Origin of the sequence: Streptomyces sp. NBC_01224 (assembly GCF_036002945.1) — a bacterium.
In the GTDB taxonomy this organism is placed as follows: domain Bacteria; phylum Actinomycetota; class Actinomycetes; order Streptomycetales; family Streptomycetaceae; genus Streptomyces.
On record NZ_CP108529.1, the window covers coordinates 7,925,920 to 7,947,622 of the forward strand.

18 protein-coding genes and 2 pseudogenes are annotated in these 21,703 nt (G+C 69.9%); 7 read left to right on the forward strand and 13 right to left on the reverse strand.

Going from position 1 to position 21,703, the window contains the following annotated elements:
* Positions 1-67: 67 nt before the first annotated feature.
* From OG609_RS35960 to OG609_RS35970, 3 genes are all read right to left on the reverse strand, one after another.
* Positions 68-1,519 (reverse strand): Gfo/Idh/MocA family protein, encoded by a 1,452-nt coding sequence (locus OG609_RS35960; RefSeq protein WP_327276652.1) that lies wholly within the window; start codon positions 1,517-1,519, stop codon positions 68-70.
* Positions 1,520-1,758: 239 nt separating this feature from the next.
* Positions 1,759-4,710 (reverse strand): FAD-binding and (Fe-S)-binding domain-containing protein, encoded by a 2,952-nt coding sequence (locus tag OG609_RS35965; RefSeq protein ID WP_327276653.1) that lies wholly within the window; start codon positions 4,708-4,710, stop codon positions 1,759-1,761.
* Positions 4,711-4,798: 88 nt separating this feature from the next.
* Complete coding sequence (locus OG609_RS35970; protein ID WP_189280113.1) at positions 4,799-5,242, reverse strand: MarR family winged helix-turn-helix transcriptional regulator; 444 nt, start codon at positions 5,240-5,242, stop codon at positions 4,799-4,801.
* A 167-nt stretch (positions 5,243-5,409) separates the two neighbouring features.
* Here OG609_RS35970 and OG609_RS35975 point away from each other — a divergent pair, with 167 nt between their 5' ends.
* Both OG609_RS35975 and mltG read left to right on the forward strand, forming a co-directional pair.
* Positions 5,410-7,215 carry an ABC transporter ATP-binding protein gene (locus OG609_RS35975; protein WP_327276654.1) on the forward strand — a complete coding sequence of 602 codons (1,806 nt, stop codon included), beginning with the start codon at positions 5,410-5,412 and terminating at the stop codon, positions 7,213-7,215.
* A 384-nt stretch (positions 7,216-7,599) separates the two neighbouring features.
* Positions 7,600-8,448, forward strand: coding sequence for an endolytic transglycosylase MltG (mltG, locus tag OG609_RS35980; RefSeq protein WP_327276655.1), 849 nt, complete (start codon positions 7,600-7,602; stop codon positions 8,446-8,448).
* A gap of 12 nt (positions 8,449-8,460) precedes the next feature.
* Here mltG and OG609_RS35985 read toward each other — a convergent pair whose 3' ends face one another.
* From OG609_RS35985 to OG609_RS36000, 4 genes and pseudogenes are all read right to left on the reverse strand, one after another.
* On the reverse strand, positions 8,461-9,603 hold the full coding sequence (locus OG609_RS35985) for an NAD(P)-binding domain-containing protein (RefSeq protein ID WP_327276656.1): 1,143 nt from the start codon (positions 9,601-9,603) through the stop codon (positions 8,461-8,463).
* A gap of 131 nt (positions 9,604-9,734) precedes the next feature.
* On the reverse strand, positions 9,735-10,943 hold the full coding sequence (locus tag OG609_RS35990) for an LLM class flavin-dependent oxidoreductase (RefSeq protein WP_327276657.1): 1,209 nt from the start codon (positions 10,941-10,943) through the stop codon (positions 9,735-9,737).
* Positions 10,940-11,564 (reverse strand): annotated as a pseudogene (locus OG609_RS35995) (ABC transporter substrate-binding protein); the annotation flags it as partial. The gene OG609_RS35990 and the pseudogene OG609_RS35995, both read right to left, overlap by 4 nt.
* 276 nt (positions 11,565-11,840) lie before the next feature.
* The gene (locus OG609_RS36000) at positions 11,841-11,924 is read right to left on the reverse strand and encodes a putative leader peptide (RefSeq protein WP_327278295.1); all 84 of its coding nucleotides are present in this window, start codon (positions 11,922-11,924) and stop codon (positions 11,841-11,843) included.
* Positions 11,925-12,016: 92 nt separating this feature from the next.
* On the opposite strand from OG609_RS36000, the gene OG609_RS36005 reads away from it, so the two are divergent.
* On the forward strand, positions 12,017-12,436 hold the full coding sequence (locus OG609_RS36005) for a secondary thiamine-phosphate synthase enzyme YjbQ (RefSeq protein ID WP_327278296.1): 420 nt from the start codon (positions 12,017-12,019) through the stop codon (positions 12,434-12,436).
* Positions 12,437-12,613: 177 nt separating this feature from the next.
* The gene (locus OG609_RS36010) at positions 12,614-14,857 is read left to right on the forward strand and encodes a serine/threonine-protein kinase (RefSeq protein ID WP_327276658.1); all 2,244 of its coding nucleotides are present in this window, start codon (positions 12,614-12,616) and stop codon (positions 14,855-14,857) included.
* Between the two features lie 605 nt (positions 14,858-15,462).
* On the opposite strand, the gene OG609_RS36015 is transcribed toward OG609_RS36010, so the two are convergent.
* Positions 15,463-16,023 (reverse strand): nucleoside-triphosphatase, encoded by a 561-nt coding sequence (locus tag OG609_RS36015; RefSeq protein ID WP_327276659.1) that lies wholly within the window; start codon positions 16,021-16,023, stop codon positions 15,463-15,465.
* Positions 16,024-16,133: 110 nt separating this feature from the next.
* Between OG609_RS36015 and OG609_RS36020 the strand changes: the two genes are divergently transcribed.
* Complete coding sequence (locus OG609_RS36020) at positions 16,134-16,586, forward strand: YbhB/YbcL family Raf kinase inhibitor-like protein (protein ID WP_327276660.1); 453 nt, start codon at positions 16,134-16,136, stop codon at positions 16,584-16,586.
* A 5-nt stretch (positions 16,587-16,591) separates the two neighbouring features.
* Here the strand turns inward: OG609_RS36020 and OG609_RS36025 are convergent, their stop codons facing one another.
* A complete protein-coding gene (locus OG609_RS36025; protein WP_327276661.1) occupies positions 16,592-17,236 on the reverse strand; it encodes a protein-L-isoaspartate(D-aspartate) O-methyltransferase in 645 nt (214 codons plus the stop codon).
* Positions 17,226-17,675, reverse strand: a pseudogene (locus tag OG609_RS36030) (molybdopterin dinucleotide binding domain-containing protein); the annotation flags it as partial. The gene OG609_RS36025 and the pseudogene OG609_RS36030, both read right to left, overlap by 11 nt.
* Here OG609_RS36030 and OG609_RS36035 point away from each other — a divergent pair.
* Complete coding sequence (locus tag OG609_RS36035; protein WP_327276662.1) at positions 17,665-17,865, forward strand: hypothetical protein; 201 nt, start codon at positions 17,665-17,667, stop codon at positions 17,863-17,865. The pseudogene OG609_RS36030 and the gene OG609_RS36035 sit on opposite strands and share 11 nt — an antisense overlap.
* Positions 17,866-17,890: 25 nt before the next feature.
* Here OG609_RS36035 and OG609_RS36040 read toward each other — a convergent pair whose 3' ends face one another.
* Both OG609_RS36040 and OG609_RS36045 read right to left on the reverse strand, forming a co-directional pair.
* Positions 17,891-18,988 (reverse strand): baeRF2 domain-containing protein, encoded by a 1,098-nt coding sequence (locus OG609_RS36040; RefSeq protein WP_327276663.1) that lies wholly within the window; start codon positions 18,986-18,988, stop codon positions 17,891-17,893.
* A 99-nt stretch (positions 18,989-19,087) separates the two neighbouring features.
* On the reverse strand, positions 19,088-19,387 hold the full coding sequence (locus tag OG609_RS36045) for a hypothetical protein (RefSeq protein ID WP_327276664.1): 300 nt from the start codon (positions 19,385-19,387) through the stop codon (positions 19,088-19,090).
* A 303-nt stretch (positions 19,388-19,690) separates the two neighbouring features.
* On the opposite strand from OG609_RS36045, the gene OG609_RS36050 reads away from it, so the two are divergent.
* Positions 19,691-20,209, forward strand: a complete 519-nt coding sequence (locus OG609_RS36050) for a transglycosylase SLT domain-containing protein (protein WP_327271315.1) — start codon at positions 19,691-19,693, stop codon at positions 20,207-20,209.
* Positions 20,210-20,372: 163 nt separating this feature from the next.
* Here OG609_RS36050 and OG609_RS36055 read toward each other — a convergent pair whose 3' ends face one another.
* Complete coding sequence (locus OG609_RS36055) at positions 20,373-21,644, reverse strand: FAD-dependent oxidoreductase (RefSeq protein ID WP_327276665.1); 1,272 nt, start codon at positions 21,642-21,644, stop codon at positions 20,373-20,375.
* Positions 21,645-21,703 lie beyond the last annotated feature (59 nt).

The window sequence follows — 21,703 nt, forward strand, 5'->3', positions numbered from 1 at the left end:
TGCGGGCGGGGGAACTGCCGCGGGGCCGGCTCGACCGGAGCAGGCCCCGCAGCGTCGTATCGGCCCGTCAGGCCTTTTCCGGATTCTCCGAGTCCATGCCGGAGCGGGCCTTCTTCCACTCGCCGCGGGTGAAGTCCGGAATCTGCTGCGGCGCGCCCTTCGCCCTGATGGACAGGTGGCTGAGCGGAACGGGTGACGTCCAGGTCGCCGCGTCGTACACATCGAAGTCGGGGACGAGGCCGAGCCGCATGCACTGCATCAGCCGGAACACCAGCATGTAGTCCATACCGCCGTGACCGCCGGGCGGGTTGGCGTGTTCCTTCCACAGCCAGTGGTCCCACTGGGTGTACTTGGCGAAGTCACCCCAGTTGTCGTTCGTGTGGTCGGGCTCGATGTAGATACGGGCCGGGTAGTCCTCGAAGACACCCTTCGTACCGCCGAGACTGTTGATCCGCGAGTACGGATGCGGAGTGGACACATCGTGCTCCAGCCGGATGACCCGTCCCTTGGCGGTCTGGACGAGACTGATCGTCCGGTCGCTCTCGATATAGGTCTCCTTCCAGCTCGGATCACCGGCCGGCATGTTCTTCTCGCGGTACTCGGCGAGCCCCAGGGACGGGGATCCGACACTGGTGATGCTCACCGCACGGTCGCCGCGGTTGATGTCCATGTAGTTGGCGACCGGACCGAACCCGTGGTTGGGGTAGAGATCGCCCCGCAACCTGGTGTGCCACAGCCTGCGCCAGGGACCTTCGTAGTACCCCGGGTCGAACATCAGGCCGCGCAGATCGTGGTTGTACGCGCCGGCGCCGTGCAGCAGATCACCGAAGAGACCGGCATGCGCCATGCGCAGCACCCGCATCTCGTTCTGCCCGTAACAGCAGTTCTCCAGCTGCATGCAGTGGCGTCTGGTGCGCTCGGAGAGGTCGACCAACTCCCAGAGCTGGTCGAGCTGGAGAGCGATCGGACACTCCACGCCGACATGCTTGCCGTTCAGCATGGCGGTCTTCGCCATCTCGAAGTGGAAATCCCAGGGCGTCGCCACATAGACGAAGTCGATGTCCCCGCGCTTGCAGAGATTCTCGTAGTCGTCCTCGCCGTTGGTGTAGACGGCGGGCGCCGGCTGACCGGCGGCCGTCACCTTCGCCGCCGCCCGTTCGGCCTTGGCCTTGACCGGGTCGCACACGGCGACGACCTGTACGCCGGTGACGGCGAGGAAGAGATCGATCATGCTGCCACCGCGGTTGCCGAGGCCGACGATGCCGACCCGGACGGTGGAGCGCCGGTCGAACGGCACTCCTACCATGGTGCGCCCTTGGCGCTTCGGAGCGGCTGCCTGTCCTGCGGGAGTGGCCTCCGGGCTCCGGGCGGGGGTGGCAGCGGCCGCGGTGCCGCTGAGACCGCCGAGTCCGAGCCCGGCACCGGCCACCGAGGCGGTCGTCCACAGGACCGAGCGGCGGCTCATGGAGCCTTCGTCGCCGTCCTGCGTACCGTCGTCCTGCTGTGCTGCGTCGTTCATCGATCCTCCAGAAGGGGGGTCTGACGTGCGCGGCTGGTGAATGAACCTCGGTAAGGACCTTGGTAGTTGGGGCTGCTGATGCGCAAGGGGAGTGATTGGACTCCTGCTTCGAAACCATGGACTTTTGTGCCCACGCAAAAGCCGGGCGGGCTCGGAAATTGAGCCCGCCCGGCTATTTGACGCATCGTCGGGCCCGTCGGGCGGCCGAGGACGAATCGGCCGCCGGACGACCCCGGTGATCACCGCACCACAGCACCCGGCCGAGTGGCCCGCTCCAGCTCCATCAGCACCGAGTAGTACGACTGCCCCGTGGCCCGGTCCATACCGATCTCGCACATCCGGTTGGCCGAGAGATACGCGTCGTACTCCCGCGCATTCACCTCGGCGGCCTCCTTCGCCGTCGCGGAAGCGGTCAACTCCTTGTGCAGCATGCCGCGGTCGCCCGCGAAGGCGCAGCACCCGGCGTCGTCCGGGATCACGACCTCCTCCGCGCAGGCCTCCGCGACCATGCGGAGCTGCTCCACGTCGTCCAGATGCTGCATGGAACACGTCGGATGCAGGACCGCCGAGTCGATTTTGCGGAGGACTGTCAGCTTGGGAAGCAGTTCGTCGGCCGCCCAGACCAGGGAGTCGACAATGGTCAGCTCCCGGTGCAACTCCCGGTTGTCGTCGGTGAGATAGGGCACCACCTCATGGGCGATGCCCAGCGTGCACGACGAGGCGTCGACGACCAGCGGCAGCTTTCCGCCCGCCGTCCAGCCCCAGGCCGCTTCCACGATGCGGTTGGCCATCACGGCATTGCCCGCGTCATAGCCCTTGGAGTGCCAGATCGTCGCGCAGCAGGTCCCCGCGACATCGTCCGGGATCCACACCGGCTTTCCGGCGCGGGCGGAGACGGCGACGACGGCCTGAGGCAGCGACGGCCCGCGATGGCCTTCGGGACCTCCGAAGATACGGTTCACACACGCCGGGTAATAGACCGCGCTCGCCCCGACACGGGAGGTGCGGGGCAGCTTCCGTGCGGCGGCGCCGGGGATCTCGGGCAGCCACTCGGGCACCAGATCGGGGCGCACGGCCTTGCGGGCGAGCCCGGTGAGTGTCTCCAGCGGCCCGTCACCGATCCGGTCGCCGATCCGGTCGGCCGCGGCGACCGCGAGCCGTGCCGCCGCCTCCACCGCCTTGAAGTTCTTCGCGGTGAGCGCCGCGATCCGCTCCTCGCGTGGCGAGTGTCGTTGGTGGCGGAAGTCCTTCATCATGGCGCCGGTGTCGATGCCGACCGGGCAGGCGAGCTTGCAGGTCGAGTCGCCCGCGCAGGTGTCGACGGCGTCATAGCCGTACGCGTCGAGCAGATGCGCCTCCACCGGTGAACTGTCCGGCTGTCGCATCATCTCCCGGCGCAGCACAATCCGCTGGCGCGGAGTGGTGGTCAAGTCCTCGCTGGGACACGTCGGTTCGCAGAAGCCGCACTCGATGCACGGGTCGGCGATCGGCTCGACCCTGGGGATGGTCTTCAGCCCGCGCAGATGGGCCTTCGGGTCGCGGTCGAGGACGATCCGGGGCGCCAGCACCCCGTCGGGGTCGATGATCTGCTTCGTGCGCCACATCAGCTCGGTCGCCTTCGGGCCCCACTCCAGCTCCAGGAAGGGGGCGATATTACGGCCGGTGGCGTGCTCCGCCTTCAAGGAGCCGTCGAAGCGCTCCACCGTCAGCCGGCAGAAGTCGTCCATGAACGCGGCGTAGCGGTCGACATCGGACGCCTTCGCCGCGTCGAAGGCGAGCAGGAAGTGCAGATTGCCGTGCGCCGCATGGCCGGCGACGGCGGCGTCGAAGCCGTGCTCCGCCTGAAGTCCGAGCAGGGCCTCGCAGGCATCGGCCAGCCGGGAGGGCGGCACCGCGAAGTCCTCCGTGATCAGCGTCGTACCCGAAGGCCGGGAGCCGCCGACCGCGGTGACGAACGCCTTGCGGGCCTTCCAGTAGCCGGAGATGACCTTGGCTTCGCGCGTGAATTCATTGGTCACCGAGGCAACGGGGGCGACCAGGTCGAGCCCCGCGACCACGGTGGCCGCCGCCCGCTCGTACGCCTCCTGGCCCGCCTCGTCCGGAGCCCGGAACTCCACCAGCAGTGCCGTGGTCTCCTTGGGCAGCTCGGCCCAGTCCGCGGGCACGCCCTGGACGCTCACGGACGCACGCAGCGTGTTGCCGTCCATCAACTCGACGGCGATCGCCCCCGCCTCGTTGAAGCGGGGCACGGCGGCCGCCGCCGCAGTCAGGGAGGGGAAGAACAGCAGGGCCGTGGAGATGCGGCGGTCCAGCGGCAGTGTGTCGAACACGACCTCGGAGATGAAGCCGAAGGTGCCCTCGGAGCCGACCATCAGACCGCGCAGGATCTGTGCGGGCGTCGAGCCGTCGAGGAAGGCGTCGAGCCGGTAGCCGTTGGTGTTCTTGATCTCGTACTTGGCACGGATCCGGGCGGTGAGCCCGGCGTCCGCCTCGATCTCCGCCTTGAGGGCCAGCAGCCCCTCGCACAGCCGCGGCTCGGCATGGGCCAGATCCTCGTCCGCTGCCGGATCCGCAGTGTCGACGACCGTGCCGCTCGGCAGTACGAAGGTGAGGGAGGAAACGGTGCGGTATGAATTGCGGGTCGTTCCCGCGGTCATTCCGGAGGCGTTGTTGGCGACGACTCCGCCGATCGTACAGGCGATGGCGCTGGCCGGATCGGGCCCCAGCAGCCGGCCGTACCGGGCGAGGGTGGCGTTGGCCCGCAGGACCGTCGTACCCGGCCGGATGCGGGCCTGCGCGCCGTCCTCCAGGACCTCGATGCCCGCCCAGTGCCGGCGCACGTCGACAAGGATGTCCTCACCCTGGGCCTGGCCGTTCAGACTGGTGCCGGCCGCCCGGAAGACGACTTCGCGGCCCTTGCCGTGCGCGTACGACAGGATTGCCGAGATGTCGTCGATGTCCTCCGGGACCACGACGACCTGGGGGATGAACCGGTAGGGACTGGCATCGGATGCGTACTTCACCAGGTCGGAGACCTTCCACAGCACCTTCTCCGGCCCCAGCAGGTCGATCAGCTCGCCGCGCAGCGGTTCGGGCGTGCCCGGAGCCCGCCGGTCGGGGACCCGGTCCAGGGACGGAGTACGCACCGCACCAGGGCGGAGTGTTTCCGGCTTCGGCTCCAGCAGTGGCATGTCGAGCTCTCCTCGGCGGTTCGGTTCGGTACTCGGTACGGCGACGGCACACACAGCACTCATCCGGTGTACGCGTGTCCGCACGGGTTCAGCAGCGACGCTCCGGCATTCCGTTGACCAGGGCGGACAACAGCCCGCCGAGCACCTCGCGCTGATCGGCGGTCAATGGGGCCAGGATCTCCTCTGCGGCGGCCCGGCGCGCGTCGCGCAGCGACCGGAGGGTGGCGAGGCCCTCCTCGGTGATTTCGATCCGGACCACCCGGCGGCTGTCCGGATCGGGGGCGCGTCGCACCCGGCCGCTCGCCTCCAGGCCGTCGACCAGACTGGTCACGGCACGCGGGACGACATCCAGGCGCTGCGCGAGGTCCGCCATCCGGGGCGGCCCGTCGTAATGCGCGACGGTGCGGAGCAGCCGGAACTGTGCGGGAGTAATACCGATCGGCTCCAGCTGGCGGCTCTGAATCCGCTGGAGCCTGCGGGTCACCCGCAGCAACTGCTCGGCGAGCACGCCATCGGCGTCGGAGGAGTCCATGAGGGGAACAGTATCAGGACCTTGTGCATTGTGAGTATAGGTAACAATGAGCTATGCTCTCAAAAATTCGAGTCGCCAAGTCCGAGTCCCCGGCCCGAGTCCCCGGTAGTCCTCGGTCTGAGTCTTCAGTCTGATTCCTCGCTGTCGCGCGCCCGACGAAGGAGCCCATGAAACCCGACGAAATCACCTGGACACCCCCGCTCCGGGACGGGAGCCGCCCGCCCGCCGAGCTGCGCCGCATCCTGCGCCTCTTCCGTCCCTACCGCAGCCGGCTCGCCCTGGTCGGGTTGCTCGTCGGCGCCTCGTCGCTGGTGTCGGTCGCCTCGCCGTTCCTGCTGCGCGAAATCCTGGACACCGCCATCCCGCAGGGGCGTACGGGACTGCTGTCGCTGCTCGCCCTCGGCATGATCCTCACCGCCGTGATGAACAGCGTCTTCGGCGTCCTGCAGACCCTGATCTCCACCACGGTCGGCCAGCGTGTCATGCACGACCTGCGCACTGCGGTCTATGCGCAGCTGCAGCGGATGCCGCTCGCCTTCTTCACCCGGACCCGCACCGGCGAGGTGCAGTCCCGCATCGCCAACGACATCGGCGGCATGCAGGCGACCGTCACCTCCACCGCGACGTCACTGGTCTCCAATCTCACCGCGGTCGTCGCCACGGTCGTCGCCATGCTCGCGCTCGACTGGCGGCTTACCCTCGTCTCGCTCCTCCTGCTCCCGGTCTTCGTCTGGATCAGCCGCAGGGTCGGCCGTGAGCGCAAGAAGATCACCACCCAGCGCCAGAAGCAGATGGCCGCCATGGCGGCCACGGTCACCGAGTCGCTCTCCGTCAGCGGCATCCTGCTCGGCCGGACGATGGGCCGGGCGGACTCCCTCACCAAGGGCTTCGCCGAGGAGTCCGAGAAGCTGGTCGACCTCGAAGTGCGCTCCAGCATGGCCGGGCGGTGGCGGATGTCGACGATCGGTATCGTCATGGCCGCCATGCCCGCCGTCATCTACTGGGCGGCGGGCATGGCACTGCAGTCCGGCGGCCCCGCCGTCTCCATCGGCACGCTCGTCGCCTTCGTCTCGCTTCAGCAGGGTCTCTTCCGGCCCGCCGTGAGCCTGCTCTCCACCGGGGTGCAGATGCAGACGTCACTCGCGCTCTTCCAGCGGATCTTCGAGTACCTCGATCTCGAGGTGGACATCACCGAGCCCGAGAACCCCGTCCGGCTGGAGAAGATCCGAGGCGAGATCCGCTTCGAGGACGTCGACTTCAGTTACGACGAGAAGAGCGGCCCGACCCTCAGCGGCGTCGATGTGACCGTGCCGGCCGGCGGCAGCCTGGCGGTCGTCGGACCGACCGGGTCCGGCAAGTCCACGCTCAGCTATCTGGTGCCCAGGCTCTACGACGTCACCGGCGGCCGGGTCACGCTCGACGGTGTCGACGTACGCGATCTGGACTTCGACACCCTGGCGCGGGCCGTGGGTGTGGTCTCTCAGGAGACGTATCTCTTCCATGCCTCGGTCGCCGACAACCTGCGCTTCGCCAAGCCGGATGCGACCGACGCCGAAATCGAGGCAGCCGCCCGTGCGGCGCAGATCCACGACCACATCGCCTCACTGCCCGACGGCTACGACACCCTGGTCGGTGAACGCGGCTACCGCTTCTCGGGCGGCGAGAAGCAGCGCCTTGCCATCGCCCGTACGATCCTGCGCGACCCGCCCGTCCTGGTACTCGACGAGGCGACGAGCGCCCTCGACACCCGTACGGAATTCGCCGTGCAGGCAGCGATCGACGCACTCTCCGCGGGGCGCACCACCATCACCATCGCCCACCGGCTCTCCACCGTCCGCGACGCCGACCAGATCGTCGTCCTGGACGGCGGCCGAACCGCCGAGCGCGGCAGTCATGACGAACTCCTCCAACAGGACGGCCGCTACGCCGCCCTGGTCCGGCGGGACACCGAACTGGCCCCTGCACCAAGCTGATCGGCGAGGTCGGACGTGCCCCCGCCGAGGCCGTACACGCGGCGACGCCGCCACTCCCGTGGGACGGGGAGCGACGGCGCCGGGCGGAGCAATGGTCAGACGAGCCAACCCACGAAGTGGACGATGCCGGCGAGCAGGTTGGTGATGAGGTTCATCCGGTGTTTCTCCTTGTACATGGTGCATATGTGGGACTGCGCAGTCGCGGTCTGCAGCCCGTCGCTTGCGCCCCGTAATCATCATCTGCCGCAGGGGAGTTGAGCAACGAACTGAGGAACGATCACGCGTTTCAGCGAACACCCGATCCCCAGTTCGTGTGTTCTGTTCATGGAGTGTGCGCCCGTGTCGTCCGGGTGGGGGTTCCGGACGGCGGGATAGCGTGCCCGCATGGTGAACGAGTCCCCGGACACCCCGCCCCGTCGCACTCTCCGCCCGACCCGGCACGGTCGTCTGGTGCTGCTCATCGGTATCGTCCTCGTCCTCGCTGTGGCAGCGGCTGTCCTCGTACCGCTGCTGACACGGGGGCCGAAGGTCGAGCGGGCTCGCCCGCTCGTGATCCCCGAGGGATGGCGGGCGTCCCAGGTGTACGCCGCAGTCGACCAGACCCTGGCCGCGGCGTCCGGCACCACCGAGAAGGCCGCCGGTACGGCAGATCTGCCGCTTCCGGTCGAGGCGAAGGGCAATCCCGAGGGTTACCTCTTCCCGGCGACGTACCCCGTCACCTCCGAATCCACCCCGCAGGGCCTGCTCAGATACATGGTCGACACGGCGGTCAAACGCTTCGGCGCGGACCACATCACCGCAGGCGCGCGGCGCAACGGCGTCTCGGTGTACCAGACGGTGACGATCGCAAGCATCGTGCAGGCCGAGGCGGACACCGAGGGCGACATGGGCAAGGTCGCCAGGGTGATCTACAACCGGGTCGACCGGGGCATGCCGCTCCAGATGGACTCCACACTCAATTACGCGCTGAACCGCAGCACCCTGGACACCACCACCGGCGACACGAAGATCGACAGTCCGTACAACAGCTATGAGCGCAAGGGACTGCCGCCCACACCCATCGGCAACCCGGGCGAGCAGGCGATGATGGCGGCGATCACTCCCACCCCCGGACCGTGGCTGTACTTCGTCACGGTCGCGCCGGGAGACACCCGCTTCACCAGCAGCTATGCGGAACAGCAGAGAAACGTGGAGGAGTTCAACCGCAACCGTCGCAGCGCGTCCGGCGGCTGAGCAGCTGCGCCGTCACACCACGGCCGGCATGAGCTCCTGGTCCGTCCCTGTTTCCGTCTCCGTTTCGGTCTCCGCCCCGGCTCTGTGCAGCAGTCGTGTGATCGCACGCACCGCGGCCCGCCCCGCCCGGTTGGCGCCGATCGTGCTGGCGGACGGCCCGTACCCGACGAGATGGATGCGCTCGTCCCGTACCGCCTGTGTGCCCTCGACCCGGATGCCGCCGCCCGGCTCGCGCAGTTTCAGCGGCGCGAGATGATCGATGGCGGCCCGGAACCCGGTCGCCCAGAGGATGACATCGGCCTCGACGGTCCGGCCGTCGTCCCACGCGACTCCCGTCGGCGTGATCCGGTCGAACATCGGCAACCGGTCGAGCACCCCCTCCTCGCGGGCGCGCCGGATCGAGTCGGTGAGCGGCAGCCCGGTCACGCTCACCACACTCTGCGGCGGCAGCCCGCGCCGCACCCGCTCCTCCACCATCGCCACGGCGGCCCGCCCCTGGTCCGCACCGAACGGTCCTTCCCGGAAGACCGGCGGCCGACGCGTCACCCAGTACGTCCCGGCCGCCACCTCGGCGACCTCCATCAGATGCTGCGTACCGGAGGCGCCGCCGCCCACCACGACCACGCGCTGCCCGGCGAACTCGGCGGGCCCCGGGTAGTTCGCGGTGTGCAGCTGCCGCCCCCGGAAGCTCTCCTGGCCCGGGTAGCGCGGCCAGAACGGCCTGTCCCAGGTGCCCGTGGCGTTGATCAGGGCTCGGGTGGCGTACGTACCCTCGGACGTCTCGACGAGTAGCCGCCCGCCGTCGCCCTCGCGCACGGCGCTTACCTCGACCGGCCGATGAACCCGCAGGTCGAAGGCGCGCTCGTACGTGTCGAAGTACTCACCGATCACTTCGGAGGAGGGCCGGCTGTCGTCGGCTCCGGTGAGTTCCATGCCGGGCAGCGCGTGCATGCCGTGGACCTTGCCGTACGTCAGCGAGGGCCACCGGAACTGCCAGGCGCCGCCGGGGCGCGGGGCGTGGTCGAGCACGACGAAATCACGATCGGGCTCCATCCCTGCGCGTCGCAGATGGTAGGCGCCGGACAGTCCCGCCTGTCCGGCGCCTACCACGACGACATCGACCGTGTGCGTTGCGGCCACCCCAAAGTTGTTCACGCTTCTACCAACTTCTTCGGGGGTGAGGATCTTCCCGCGATCTGTAGCGGTTCCCTCACGCCGGCCGACGCACCGGTACGGCGACACACCGGCCCGCCGGCCCGGCCTTCCGGCTCACCGCACCACCTGGCTCAGCGTCCACCGGCGATCAGCAGCGGAGCCCCGCCCGGCGCGGACGCCGGCCGGCCGTTTGCCGCGGGCACACCCAGCCACGGCGACGCCGGTACGGTCGACAGCAGACCACGCACCGCCAGCTCGGGCGTCACGCCCTCGCCGAACCAGTACGCCTCCTCCAGATGCGGGTAACCGGACAGCACGAAGTGCTCCACACCCAGTGCGTGGTACTCCTCGATCCGGTCGGCGACCTCCGTATGACTCCCGACCAGCGCGGTGCCCGCACCGCCCCGCACCAGACCGACGCCCGCCCACAGATTCGGCGAGATCTCCAGCTTGTCGCGTGAGCCGCCGTGCAGCGCCAGCATCCGCTGCTGCCCGACCGACTCGCTCCGCCCCAGCGCCTGCTGAGCGGCGGCGATCGTCTCGGGGTCGAGATCGCCCAGCAGCCGGTCGGCCGTCGCCCACGCCTCCCGCGACGAGTCGCGGGAAATGGTGTGCAGCCGGATACCGAAGCGGACCGTACGGCCCTGTTCCTCCGCCAGCCCGCGGATCCAGTCGATCTTCTCCTTCACTGCGGCCGGTGGCTCGCCCCAGGTCAGATAGACATCGGCATGTGCGGCGGCCACCGGCCCGGCCGCTGCCGACGACCCGCCGAAGAAGATGTCCGGCAACGGGTCCGGCGGCAGCGCGGTCAGTCCGCCCTCCACCTGATAGTGCTCACCGTCGAAGTCGTAAGGCCGCCCGCTCCACACACCGCGCACCACCGAGAGGAATTCGGCGGTCCGCGCATAGCGCCGGTCGTGGTCCAGATGGTCGCCGAACCGTCGCTGCTCCGTCGAGTCGCCACCCGTCACCACATTGAGCAGCAGCCGTCCCCGGGTGATCCGCTGATACGTCGCGGCCATCTGCGCCGCAAGCACCGGCGAGATGACACCTGGTCGGAACGCCACCAGGAACTTCAGTCGCTCGGTGTGCTGAGTCAGTGCCGTGGTCGTCAGCCAGGCGTCCTCGCGCCAGGTGCCGGTGGGCGTCAGCACCGCCTCGAAGCCCAGCTGCTCGGCGGCCTTGGCGATCTGCGCCAGATACTCGATGTCGGGCGCGCGCACCCCGCTCGCCGGAGCGATCCGGTCCCGCCTGATCCCGCCGTCGGTGTACGCGTGCCGGTCGACGAGCGTACGTCCGTCACCGCCGGTGGGCAGGAACCAGTGCAGATGAACATTCATGACGAGGCCTTTCCGTACGAACGGGCAGCTGTGGAGGACGGGGGCAGATCGCGGTTGAAGCGGGTGTCGGCGTAGTCCTTGAAGGTGAAGTTCCGCGGAATGAGCTTCAGACCGGCGAAGGTGTCGGCGATCGCCTGGTCGGAGGCGATCGCGGCAGGATCGACGGCAACAGGCGCCCGGGTCCCGTAGCTGCGCTTGACCGCGTTCGAGGCCACCTCGTACGGCAGCCCGGTCTCCCTCGCCCAGACCTTCGCCCACGCCTGGGGTGCTTGAACACCCGGGCCTGGGCACGCTGCAGACGGAGCAGCAGGTCCCCGATGGCCTTGGACTTCTTGGCGTCCTTCAGCGCGGAGGGCGAGGCCACCTGGAAGCTGAGACCGTTCACAACGCCCTCACCCGTGGTCAGCACCCGGGCCTTCGTGCTGCGGAGCACCTGCGAGGTGTACGGGTCCCAGATGGCCAGGCATCGACCTCGCCCCGGCTGAACGCGGCCAGTGCATCGGTCGGCTGAAGGTATTTCAGCTTCACGTCCGAGATGCCGAGCCCCGCCTTCTTCAGCGAGGCCACCAGCTGGTAGCGGGCCGAGCTGCCCTGCGCCACGGCGATCGACGCCGACGAGAGGATGACACGGATGTTTTACCGGATTCTGGTGATATAGCCGGTTGGGCGAGAGTATGGCCGATGGGCATGAGGGCTCCACGAGCAGTCCACGGACAGGGGGAGGCGCACCTCGGCCACACGCGTGGTCGAACCACTGCTGCCGCTATGGCGCAGGGGCTACGGCACGCGGTCGACGAGGCGGAATACGCCGGGGCACATGCGAACAGGCACGTACGTCAGCGGGAACGGGTGGCCGGAGCGCCCGGTCACCGGCGGGCGAGGTGCGTTGAAAGGACGTCAGCAGCCGCGAGGACAAGCGGCGGAAGCCACCCGCAGCAGGTCGATGTGACCGCGCGAAGTGAGCAGAGCTGAACGGAACATGGCGCTGAACGTAGCGATCCATGGCTGAAACGGTCAATGGCATCTCGACACGTGGACGCGTGATCTCGCCGCATGAGCGAGAGGATGGAGGCATGCCAAACGCCTTCACCACCAGCATCCTGCACATCACCACCGGATCGGCGGAGACCGTGACCGACCTGACGCAAGAATGCGAACAGTTCCTCACCCGGACCGCCGCCAGGGACGGTCTGCTCAACATCTTCGTACCGCACGCAACCGCCGGCATTGCCATCCTCGAAACCGGATCGGGCAGCGAAGACGACCTCCTGGCCACCCTCCACACCCTGCTTCCCGCCGACGACCGCTGGCAACACCGCCACGGCAGCCCCGGCCACGGCCGCGACCACGTACTCCCCGCCCTCGTCCCGCCGCACGCAACGCTGCCGGTGATCGGGGGGCGGCTGGAACTGGGGACGTGGCAGTCGGTGTGTCTGGTCGATACGAACATCAGCAATACAGACCGTCAGGTGCGGCTGAGTTTCATTGGTTAGTCGGTCGCCTCGGTGGGACTGCAGAGGGGAAGTCCTGCCGCACCAAATGAGCAGCCCTGGGCTCCCTGTCCGTCACCCGCTTTGCTCTGCCGTACTGGTCTGCGGCTAGTTTGTGTGCAGGACAAGTACGCAGGCCCGTGGTCGCAGAGGTGCACGGGGGACGGGAGGTCGGGAAGAGTGTCGCTGCGCGGAGGTGATCCTGCCGAGATCGGCGGTTATCCGCTTGAGGCGCGGCTCGGCTCGGGTGGCATGGGCACGGTCTTTCTGGCCCGTACGAGTTCGGGGCGACCTGTCGCGATCAAACTGATCCACCAGCAGTTCGCGGCGGACGACGAGTTCCGCATCCGTTTCCGGCAGGAGGTGGCGGCGGCGAGGCGGGTGAGCGGCGCGTTCACCGCCGCCGTGGTCGACGCCGCCCCTGAGGCCGAGCAGCCGTGGATGGCGACGACCTATATCGAGGGGCACACGCTCGCCCAGCGCATCGCGACGAAAGGCCCGCTGAACGGAGCGGAGCTGAGGAGGCTCGCCATCGGGTTGGCGGAGGCGCTGCGCGACATCCACCGGGTGGGGGTCGTCCACCGTGACCTGAAGCCCTCGAACGTCGTGCTCTCGCCCGAGGGTCCGCGCGTCATCGACTTCGGCATTTCGCGCGCCGTGGACCAGCAGACACTGACGATGACAGGGCGGGTCATCGGTACGCCGCCCTTCATGTCGCCGGAGCAGTTGCAGGCGCCGCGTGGTGTGGGGCCGCGGTCCGATGTCTTCTCGCTGGGGACGCTGCTGGTGTACGCAGCGACAGGCCACGGGCCCTTCGACGCGGACAGCCCCTACATGACGGCGTATCAGGTGGTGCACGAGGAGCCGTCGCTGGGTGCCGTGCCGGCGGCCTTGCGCGCGGTCGTCGAGTCGTGCCTGGACAAGGAGCCCGAGGGGCGCCCCTCGGCGGACGAACTCCTCGTGCTGCTGCGGGACCTGTCGGCCGACCTCGGCGGGACCGACGCGAACGGGGCTGGCGCGGGCCGCACCCGCGACATGATCACCCAGCATCACTTCGCGACGCGGGCCACCCCGGCGCCGACTGCCCCGACCACCGCCCCGGCCGGTCCCGATACAGGGAGCACTGGCACCCCCATCGGCCGCCGTCTGCGTCGTCGATGGCGGCCCGTGCTCGCGGCCGCGGTCGCGGTGGCGGCGATCGGTGGGGGAGTCGCCGCGCTGACGGCGGGCGGCTTCGGGGGGAACAGCGGCGGTGACAAGGGCAACAGCGTCGCGGCGCCGGGTGCCGCACTTCCGGACGGCTTCGGGCCGTGGCGCAAGACTGTGCTGGGCGGTCGCGAGGACATCCCCGACGAACTGCGCTGCGTCGCGCGCGGCGACGCGCTGTTCTGCGGGGGCGGCAGTGTTGTCGCGACCCGTATCAAGGCCTCGGACGGCTCGCGGGTGTGGACGGCGAAGAGCCCGGGCGTCCCCGTCCAGGGCATGCACCTGGTGGGCGCCACCGACGACACGGTGCTCGGTTACCGCTTCGCCGCCCAGGACGCCCCGCAGGACCCTCCCAGTGAGGTGGTGGCCATCGACGCGAACAATGGCCGGGAGCTGTGGTCCGTGCCGTCCGGCGCCCAGTCGAAGGCCGTCACGGGTCGGACTCAGGACGCCATTGTGGTCGGCTCCGCCGTCGTGACGGTCGACTCTTCCAACTCCCGCTTCGAGGCCCGGGACGCGCACAGCGGGACGGTGGCCTGGAAGACGCCGTTCCCCGCGGGCACACAGTGCGCTCCCGTCCCGGTGGGCCCACAGCTCTTCGCGATGTGCGCGACGGATGCGGAGGTGGATGCCCTGGAGGTGCGCCACCCCGCCCTGTACGCGGTCGACCGCGCCTCGGGGACACTGGGCAGGCCCATCGCGGTCAACGGCCCCGCCGTGCCGATGGGCGTCGCCAACGGCAGGCTCGTACTCCTTCAGGTACACATGGAGGGACCGGCGCTGGCCGGTTACGACGGGGTGGCGCGGGTCCACCTGGCATCGCGGAAGGTCACGTACTCCCGGCTGGCCAAGACATACGCGGGGACGCCCGGCATGGCGGACGGCACCCTCTACGTAAGCAGGCAGACCGGTCTCGTCACGGCGCTCGACCCCGCGACCGGCCGGAAGAAGTGGTCCCGGCAGACGGGCGTGGAGGGCGCGTCGGGACCCGTGGCGGGAGCCGACGCGCTGTATTTCAGCTCGGCCACCGGCCGGGTGGTCGCGCTGTCGCCGTACGATGGCAAACCGCTGTGGACAACAGATCCGCAGGCCGATGGTTTGACGGGCGAGCAGGGCGCAAGCCCGCGCGTGACCGTCGCGGGGCGTGCAGTGATCGTGGCCGCGGCCAAGAACACTCTCTTCGCCTTCGACGCGCAGAAGCCGCCGAAGTCGGGCTGACCCCGGCGGAACCGGCGCCGTATCGCCGCCGACCACCGCCCTGAGGCCGTACCGGAGCCGACGGCACCACCCGCTCGAACAGTTCCCACAACTGGTCCGGGACCCCGCGAGGTCCGGGCACCGGCCCAGGCGGCCGGTGCGGACCGCGTTGTCGACCACGGTGAGGACCGCGCACACGCGCGGACCTCGTTGCCCATCTCCGCGCGCTCGGCCACGAGGAGCAGGCGACGTCGCTCGTACGGAGAAGGGCATGTTCTCGATGCTGCCGCTCACGACGGACCAGATGCGCCGGCTGCGCGGGCAGTTCGGCCTCTAGGGCACCGCCTCGGGGCGCATAGACATCGCGGGTGTCTCCGCGCACCGGATCCCATACCTGGCGCAGGGCATCGTGCCGGCCTTGCGACGCCCTTATGCCTTCGGGGGTGTCGGGCGGCACAGCAGGGCGGCCGGGGAGGGGCAGGCAACCGGGTGGTGAAGGCGATGCCGGCCGCGTACTCGGTGGGCAGGCAGTGGCCCTTGGTAGTGAGCGCCGCCGGTCGCACCGACCGGGCGACTTCACATCCTGTCGCCCCGACTCTGCTTTCAGCAGGCCGGAGGCCGGTCTCTCATCCGTGAGAGGGAGGCTTGCCGTGCGGCCGGGGCTGCTGCAGCCGGGCCGCGAGCTCCCCCGGCAGGACGTCCCGGTTTGCCGGAGTGAGCTGGACGACCTCGATGTCGGCACGCCGCTTGAGGGCATCGGTGAACGGATCGCGGTGCGTGTGGACCGTGGCGACGACGTCGACCTCTGCGACGAACAGCGCGTCGACCGCGTGCCGGAACGCCGTGCACGCCAGTTCCATCCGCCCCAGCTCGTCGATGAGCACCAGCCGCCCTGTTGCCTCCTCGGTTGCTGCCGGCCGAAGCGACGGCAGCGCCAGTCGTTCGATGGCGCCCAGGTCGACGCCGTATTTCCCTACCCGTGGCGGACCGGGCAGGTCGACATGGGCGAGCACCTCCCGCCGGCCTGCCAGGGTCTCCAGGGCGAAACCGACGCGGGCGCCGGATTGCCGGATCTCCTCCGTGGTGAAGCCGGTGGCCGCGTGGGTGGGCAGTAGCGCGGCCAGCCGACGGAGGGCGGTCGTCTTGCCCACGCCAGGGCGGCCCTCGAGCAGGATCCTTGTCGGCACACTGCCATCCTGACCCCCGCTTCCGGAGGCGGCCCGGGTGGGCTCGGCCGAACGGGGGTTTCGGGGTGCGGACCGGTGCCGGTGCCGCCGTTGCGGGTATGGCGGCGCGCATGAGCGGAATTGAAATCAGCAGCACCGCGTTCGACGACAATACGGTGATCCCCCGTCGGTACAGCGGGGAGGGTGAGAACATCTCACCGCCCCTGACCTGGTCGGGGGTGCCCCACGAGGCCACGGAGCTGGTGCTCCTGTGCGAGGACCCGGACGCGCCGGGGACGACCTTCCTGCACTGGCTGGTGACCGGCATCGATCCGGGGACCACCGGGGCGGCCGAGGGCCAGAAGCCTCACGGGGGCCTGCCGTGGCCGAACGGCTTCGGCCGCGTGGGCTGGGGAGGGCCGATGCCTCCACCGGGGCACGGGGCGCACCGATACTTCTTCCGCCTGTACGCCCTGTCCGCGCCGCTGCAGCTGCATGACCACCCGGGCGCCGAGGACGTGCACCGTGCCCTGAAGGGCAGGGAGCTGGCCTCCGGCACCCTGGTCGGGACCTATCAGCGCTGAGCGCGTCACCGCTGGTCGTAGCCATGGGCGCCGTACAGCCGGACGAACCGGGCCGCGGTGACCGTCCTGCGGTGCGCCAGGCCGCGGGCCTGCCGCTCGTACAGCTCGACGCGCTCCTGCCCGCCCTGCCCGATCGGCTGGACGAGCCGGCCACCGGCGCGGAGCTGATCCACGAGCGGCTCAGGCACTCGCGGGAAGGCCGCGCAGACGATGACGGCGTCGTACGGGGCACGGGTCGGCATCCCGAGGGTCCCGTCGCCGAGTACGACCTCGGCATTGCCGACGCCCTGCCCGGCCAGCCGCAGGCGGGCCTCGTCGACCAGGTCGGGCCAACGCTCGACGCTGACGACGTACGCGGCCAAGCGGGCCAGCAGCGCGGTCTGCCAGCCGTATCCGGTCCCGACCTCCAGGACCTGTTCGTCCCCGGTGAGGCCGAGAGCGGAGACCATCATGGCGATCAGCGAGGGCTGGGTGGTCACCTGCCCGTGGGGGAGCGGAACGGGCGTGTTCCGGTACGCGGACGCCACCTCGTCCGCGGGGACGAATTCTGCCCGGGGGATGCTCCGTACGGCCTCCAGGAGACGGTCGTCGGTCACGCCCACGGCGTGGGCCGCGCGGACCAGGTCCTCGGGGGTCCCTTCACGGGCCATCGGACCGCGGGGCCGTGGCGGTGGCGCCGGCGGCCGGGGTCGTGGTGCGTTGCAGTCCGACCACGATCCCCTTCGATGTCGGCGTGTTGCTGATCTCGGCCGTGCTGTCCAGCGGCACCAGGACATTGGTCTGCGGGTAGTAGGCGGCGGCGCAGCCGGGTGCGGTCGGGTAGGTGACCAGCCGGAGGTCCTCCGCGCGGCGCTCGGTGCCGTCCGTCCGGACACTCACGAGGTCCACCCGTTCGCCGTCGGAGGGCCCGAGCACGGTGACGTCCGCCGGGCTCACGAGTACGACGTGCCGGGTGCCTTGCACGCCGCGACAGAGGTCGTTGTCCGTGTACGGAACGGTGTTCCACTGGTCGTGGGAGCGCAAGGTCTGCAACAGCGGATGCCCTTGGGGCGCCCGCAGGATGGCGTAGGAGTTGCGGGTGAAGACGGCCACTGCCGGCACGCCTGCCGCACAGGTCCTGGGCGGGGCGATCGAGACGTCCGTCTCCTTCGCGCTGCTCCTGCTCCTGTCCATGTGCCCCATCCGCCGCTCATACGCCGCGCTGCCGCTCCAGCCCAGTGTCGGCACGTTCCGCGCGCGGCGCGATCCGGGGCGGTCGGGCGCAAGGGGCGACCCGTGATCCGGGCGGGCGTAGCGCGCCGGCATCAGGACGGGGTCCCCGGGTCGGTGTACCGCAGCAGGGCGCCCACGCCCTCGCACAGCCTCAGCTCGCTCTCCGTTACGACGACCAGCTCGGCACCGGTGCCGACGAGGGCCCGGACGAGGGCCTCGTCGGCGCGTTCCTCGCGCGGGGCCCGCACGCCGAAGGACATCAGCTCCGCCTCGGTCAGGGCGAGCTGAGTGGGTTGGGAGCCCGTCCAGAGCCGCAGCGAAGACGCTGGCGGCCGGTTCAGCAGCAGTGCCGCGACCTGGCCGCGCTGGAGGGCGGCGACGGTGGCGGCCAACCCCTCCGTCATGGGTCCGTCCAGGGCACGCCGGCCGATGAAGATGTCCACGAGTTCCCGGTCGTGCGCGGCCATGCGGCCGCGGAAGACGCCGTCGAGCTGCGGCTCCAACAGGGCGCGTCCGGTGTCGGTGGGGGTCCGGCCGCCCACGCGTACGACCTTGTCCCGCAGGGCGTGCGGCAGGCGGCGGATCAGTACGTTGCACGCCCACTCGTCCCCGCCCACGACGACGGCGTCGGCATGGGCGCGCCGCGCCCGTTCGTCCAGCCGGTGGCCGAGCCGGAGGGAGGTGCGGTGCCAGGTCGCCACCGCGACCCTGCGGTGCAGCCGCTCACCCGGGGTGACGGTGGACGCGGGCCAGATGCCGGTCTCCGCCTCCAGAGTTACCCAGCCGTGGGTCTCGGCGGTCGGAAGGCCGCCGTAGTGGACGACTACGGCCATGTAGGGGATCTCCGGAACGTGCTGGGTGACCAGGGGCATCGCGTCCGGCAGGGTGCTGTAGCGCGCGGAGTCGTGCTCGGGCGGCCTGGGCAGCTCCCCGTCCAGGACGAGCGTGCCGTGGGCGGCGAAGATGGCCTGACCGTGCACCCCCGGCACCGCTGTGTCGGCGCCGATCACCTCCTCCAGTACGTTCAGCAGCGCCCGGTCCGAGCCCTGACGGGACAGACTCTCGCGCAGCCGCCGCCAGCGCAGCGCGATCGCCCGCTCGGGATGCTCGACGTCTCGGGAGGTGTCCAGGTACACGGAGGCGAACGGGCCCGGCTCCGCGTAGAGGGGTTCAAGGAACGACAACCTCATCGCCACTCCTCGTCGATGGTGTCCCCTCCTTTGATGATGCGCGCCCCGGCGGGGGCGATGGAGCTCGACGAGCGCAAAGCGGTGTGGAACGCGGGGCGGTCAGGCGCCGGCAGGCAGCAGCCGGCCCATCGTGAGCGTGGTGGCGGCGACCAGGCCGTCCAGCACCGCCAAGCCGTGGGCCGGGACAGCAGGCCGCTCTGCAGCCGGCGTGTCGTGGCCGGTTGGAGGAGTTCGCTGGGGAGGTGTTCGCGCCAGGTCCGCGCGGGCCACCTCGAAGGAGCGATCAACGACCGCACCGTCGCGTGGGCCGCGGGCTGCCCCGCTTCGCCTGCCCCTCGGCTCGCGCGTCGCCGATGCCTCGTCGAGACCGCCGATGTGGCGCCGTGGATGTGATGCCACCCATAGGAGCTGTGTCACATCCTAAGACGGGTAGTAGGGCGGCGGGTCGCCCGAACAGTACACAAGCGCCACAGAATATGTCATTTTGGACATTTCTCCGATGTTGGGTAGTACGTCACATCATTGCGCCCCGCCCCGCACGTCGCTAACCATGGCTGTCGTTGCGGGAAGCCGCGACAGGGCCGGGTGGATTCCTTCGGATCCGTTCGTTCTGGCCCGCAGCGCGGGGCACCGCCCCGCAAGCCACCGCAACCATGACCGGTAGGCAGCACCGTGACGTCCCCATTGGAGAGTTCCTTCCGTATGACCACGAACACGCAGACCCGTACCAGCCGCATCGCCCGCTTCCGCACCATGTCCGTCGCCGGCATCGCCACCCTCGGTGCCGCGGCCGCCGCCCTCACGCTGACGTCGACATCCGCGCAGGCAGCCGAGAAGGCACCGGCGAGCGCCTCCGTGGTCAGGGCTTCCGTGGACGGCGCCCAGGGCGGCAGGGGCTACGCCAACAACCTCGACGGCTGGATCAAGGAATCGCTGGCCATCATGAAGGCCAAGGGCATCCCCGGCACCTACGAGGGCCTGCACCGCAACATCATGCGTGAGTCGAGCGGCAACCCCAACGCCCAGAACAACTGGGACGTCAACGCGCGCAACGGCATACCCTCCAAGGGTCTGCTCCAGGTCATCCAGCCGACCTTCAACGCCTACCACGTCGCCGGCACCGCCCACGACCTCACCAACCCCGTCGCCAACATCACCGCGGCCGCCAACTACGCCGCCCACCGCTACGGGTCGATCGACAACGTCAACTCCGCCTACTGAGCGACGAGCTCAACACTCACTTCGTGAGACAGGACCGGCATCGGCAGCAACATCCCTGCCCATGCCGGTCCTTCGGCTCACCAGCCGGCAACGGGCCATTGCAGGTGGCCCCGCGGTCGTGGGCGAAGCGACCGGCCCCCCAGGTGGAGGACGGCGGGCGGGCTCAGCGCACCGATGCGGCCGGCGGGCGCTCGCGCAGGGCGCCGTAGCCGAGGAAGTACGCCGGCAGGCGGTTCAGCCACCGTGAGGTCGTGATGAGCTCGCTCAGCCGCTGGGCGCGCTTCGGGTCGCCGAATGCCGGGTGGCCCGACAGGACCGGCTCGATGACGTTCGTGTGGGCGAAGCGCTGAAGGGCCTGCGTCGCGGCGGTAGTGGGCCAGCGGCGGCGCTGGACGCGGCGTACGGTCCGCAGGCCGACCGTGCCCCCGCGCAGCGGTTCGACGAGATACCGGGCGGCGGCCACCGCGTCCTCGACGGCGAGGTTGATGCCGATGCCGAAGACCGGTGACATCGCGTGTGCCGCGTCGCCGATGCACAGCAGTCCCGGGCGGTGCCAGCGCCGCAGGCGGTCGAGCCGTACATCGAGCAGCTTCACGTCGTCCCACGACCCGAGCGCGCGCACCCGGTCTGCGAGCCAGGGGACGGCGGCTGTGAATTCGCCCATGAACCGGTCGAGGCCGGCGGCGCGGCGCTGGGCGTTGGTTCCCTTGGGGATCAGTGCGGCGCACTGCCAGTAGTCCCCGCGGTCGATCATGGCGGTGAGGAACCGGTCGCCGGCGCCTCCCACGAGCCCGTGCGGGTCGCCCTCCCGTCGCGGCAGCCGGAACCACCAGGCGTCCATCGGGCAGGCGAACGTCCGCAGTCCCAGTTCGGGCAACGACCTGGCCAGAGAACCCCGGCCGTCGCAGGCCACGGTGAGGGTGGCCCGCAGCTCACCGGTACGGCCGTCCGACGTGCGGTACCGGACCCCTGCGACCCTCCCCCGAGCTCTCGGCTTCGCCCGGCCAGGGGGGACCTCCATGCGCTCCATCAGGAAGGAGGTCGCCTCGGTGCTCATTCGCACGGAGAAGGACGGCTCCCGCCCGGCCTCGTCCACGAGGAGGTTGAGCAGATCCCACTGGGGCACCATCGCAATGTAGTTGTACTTGCCCCGTAGCGCGCCGATGTCTCCGACGGTGACCAGCGAACGGTCCGGGCCGAGCGGCAGCTGTACCGACGTCACCCGCCGCTGCGGCAATCGGCCGAACCGCCCGGCCAGCCCGAGGTCCTCCAGCAGCGCCAGGGTGGACGGATGCACAGTGTCACCGCGGAAGTCGCGCAGGAAGTCGCCGTGCTTCTCCAGGACCGTGACCGCCACCCCCGCCCGGGCCAGCAACAGCCCGAGCACCATTCCGGCGGGACCACCGCCCACCACACAGCACGTGGTCCGCTCCATGGCAACTGCTCCCTTCGGTGAATCCTCGGATCAGCGACGTGGTGACATATACCCTTAAT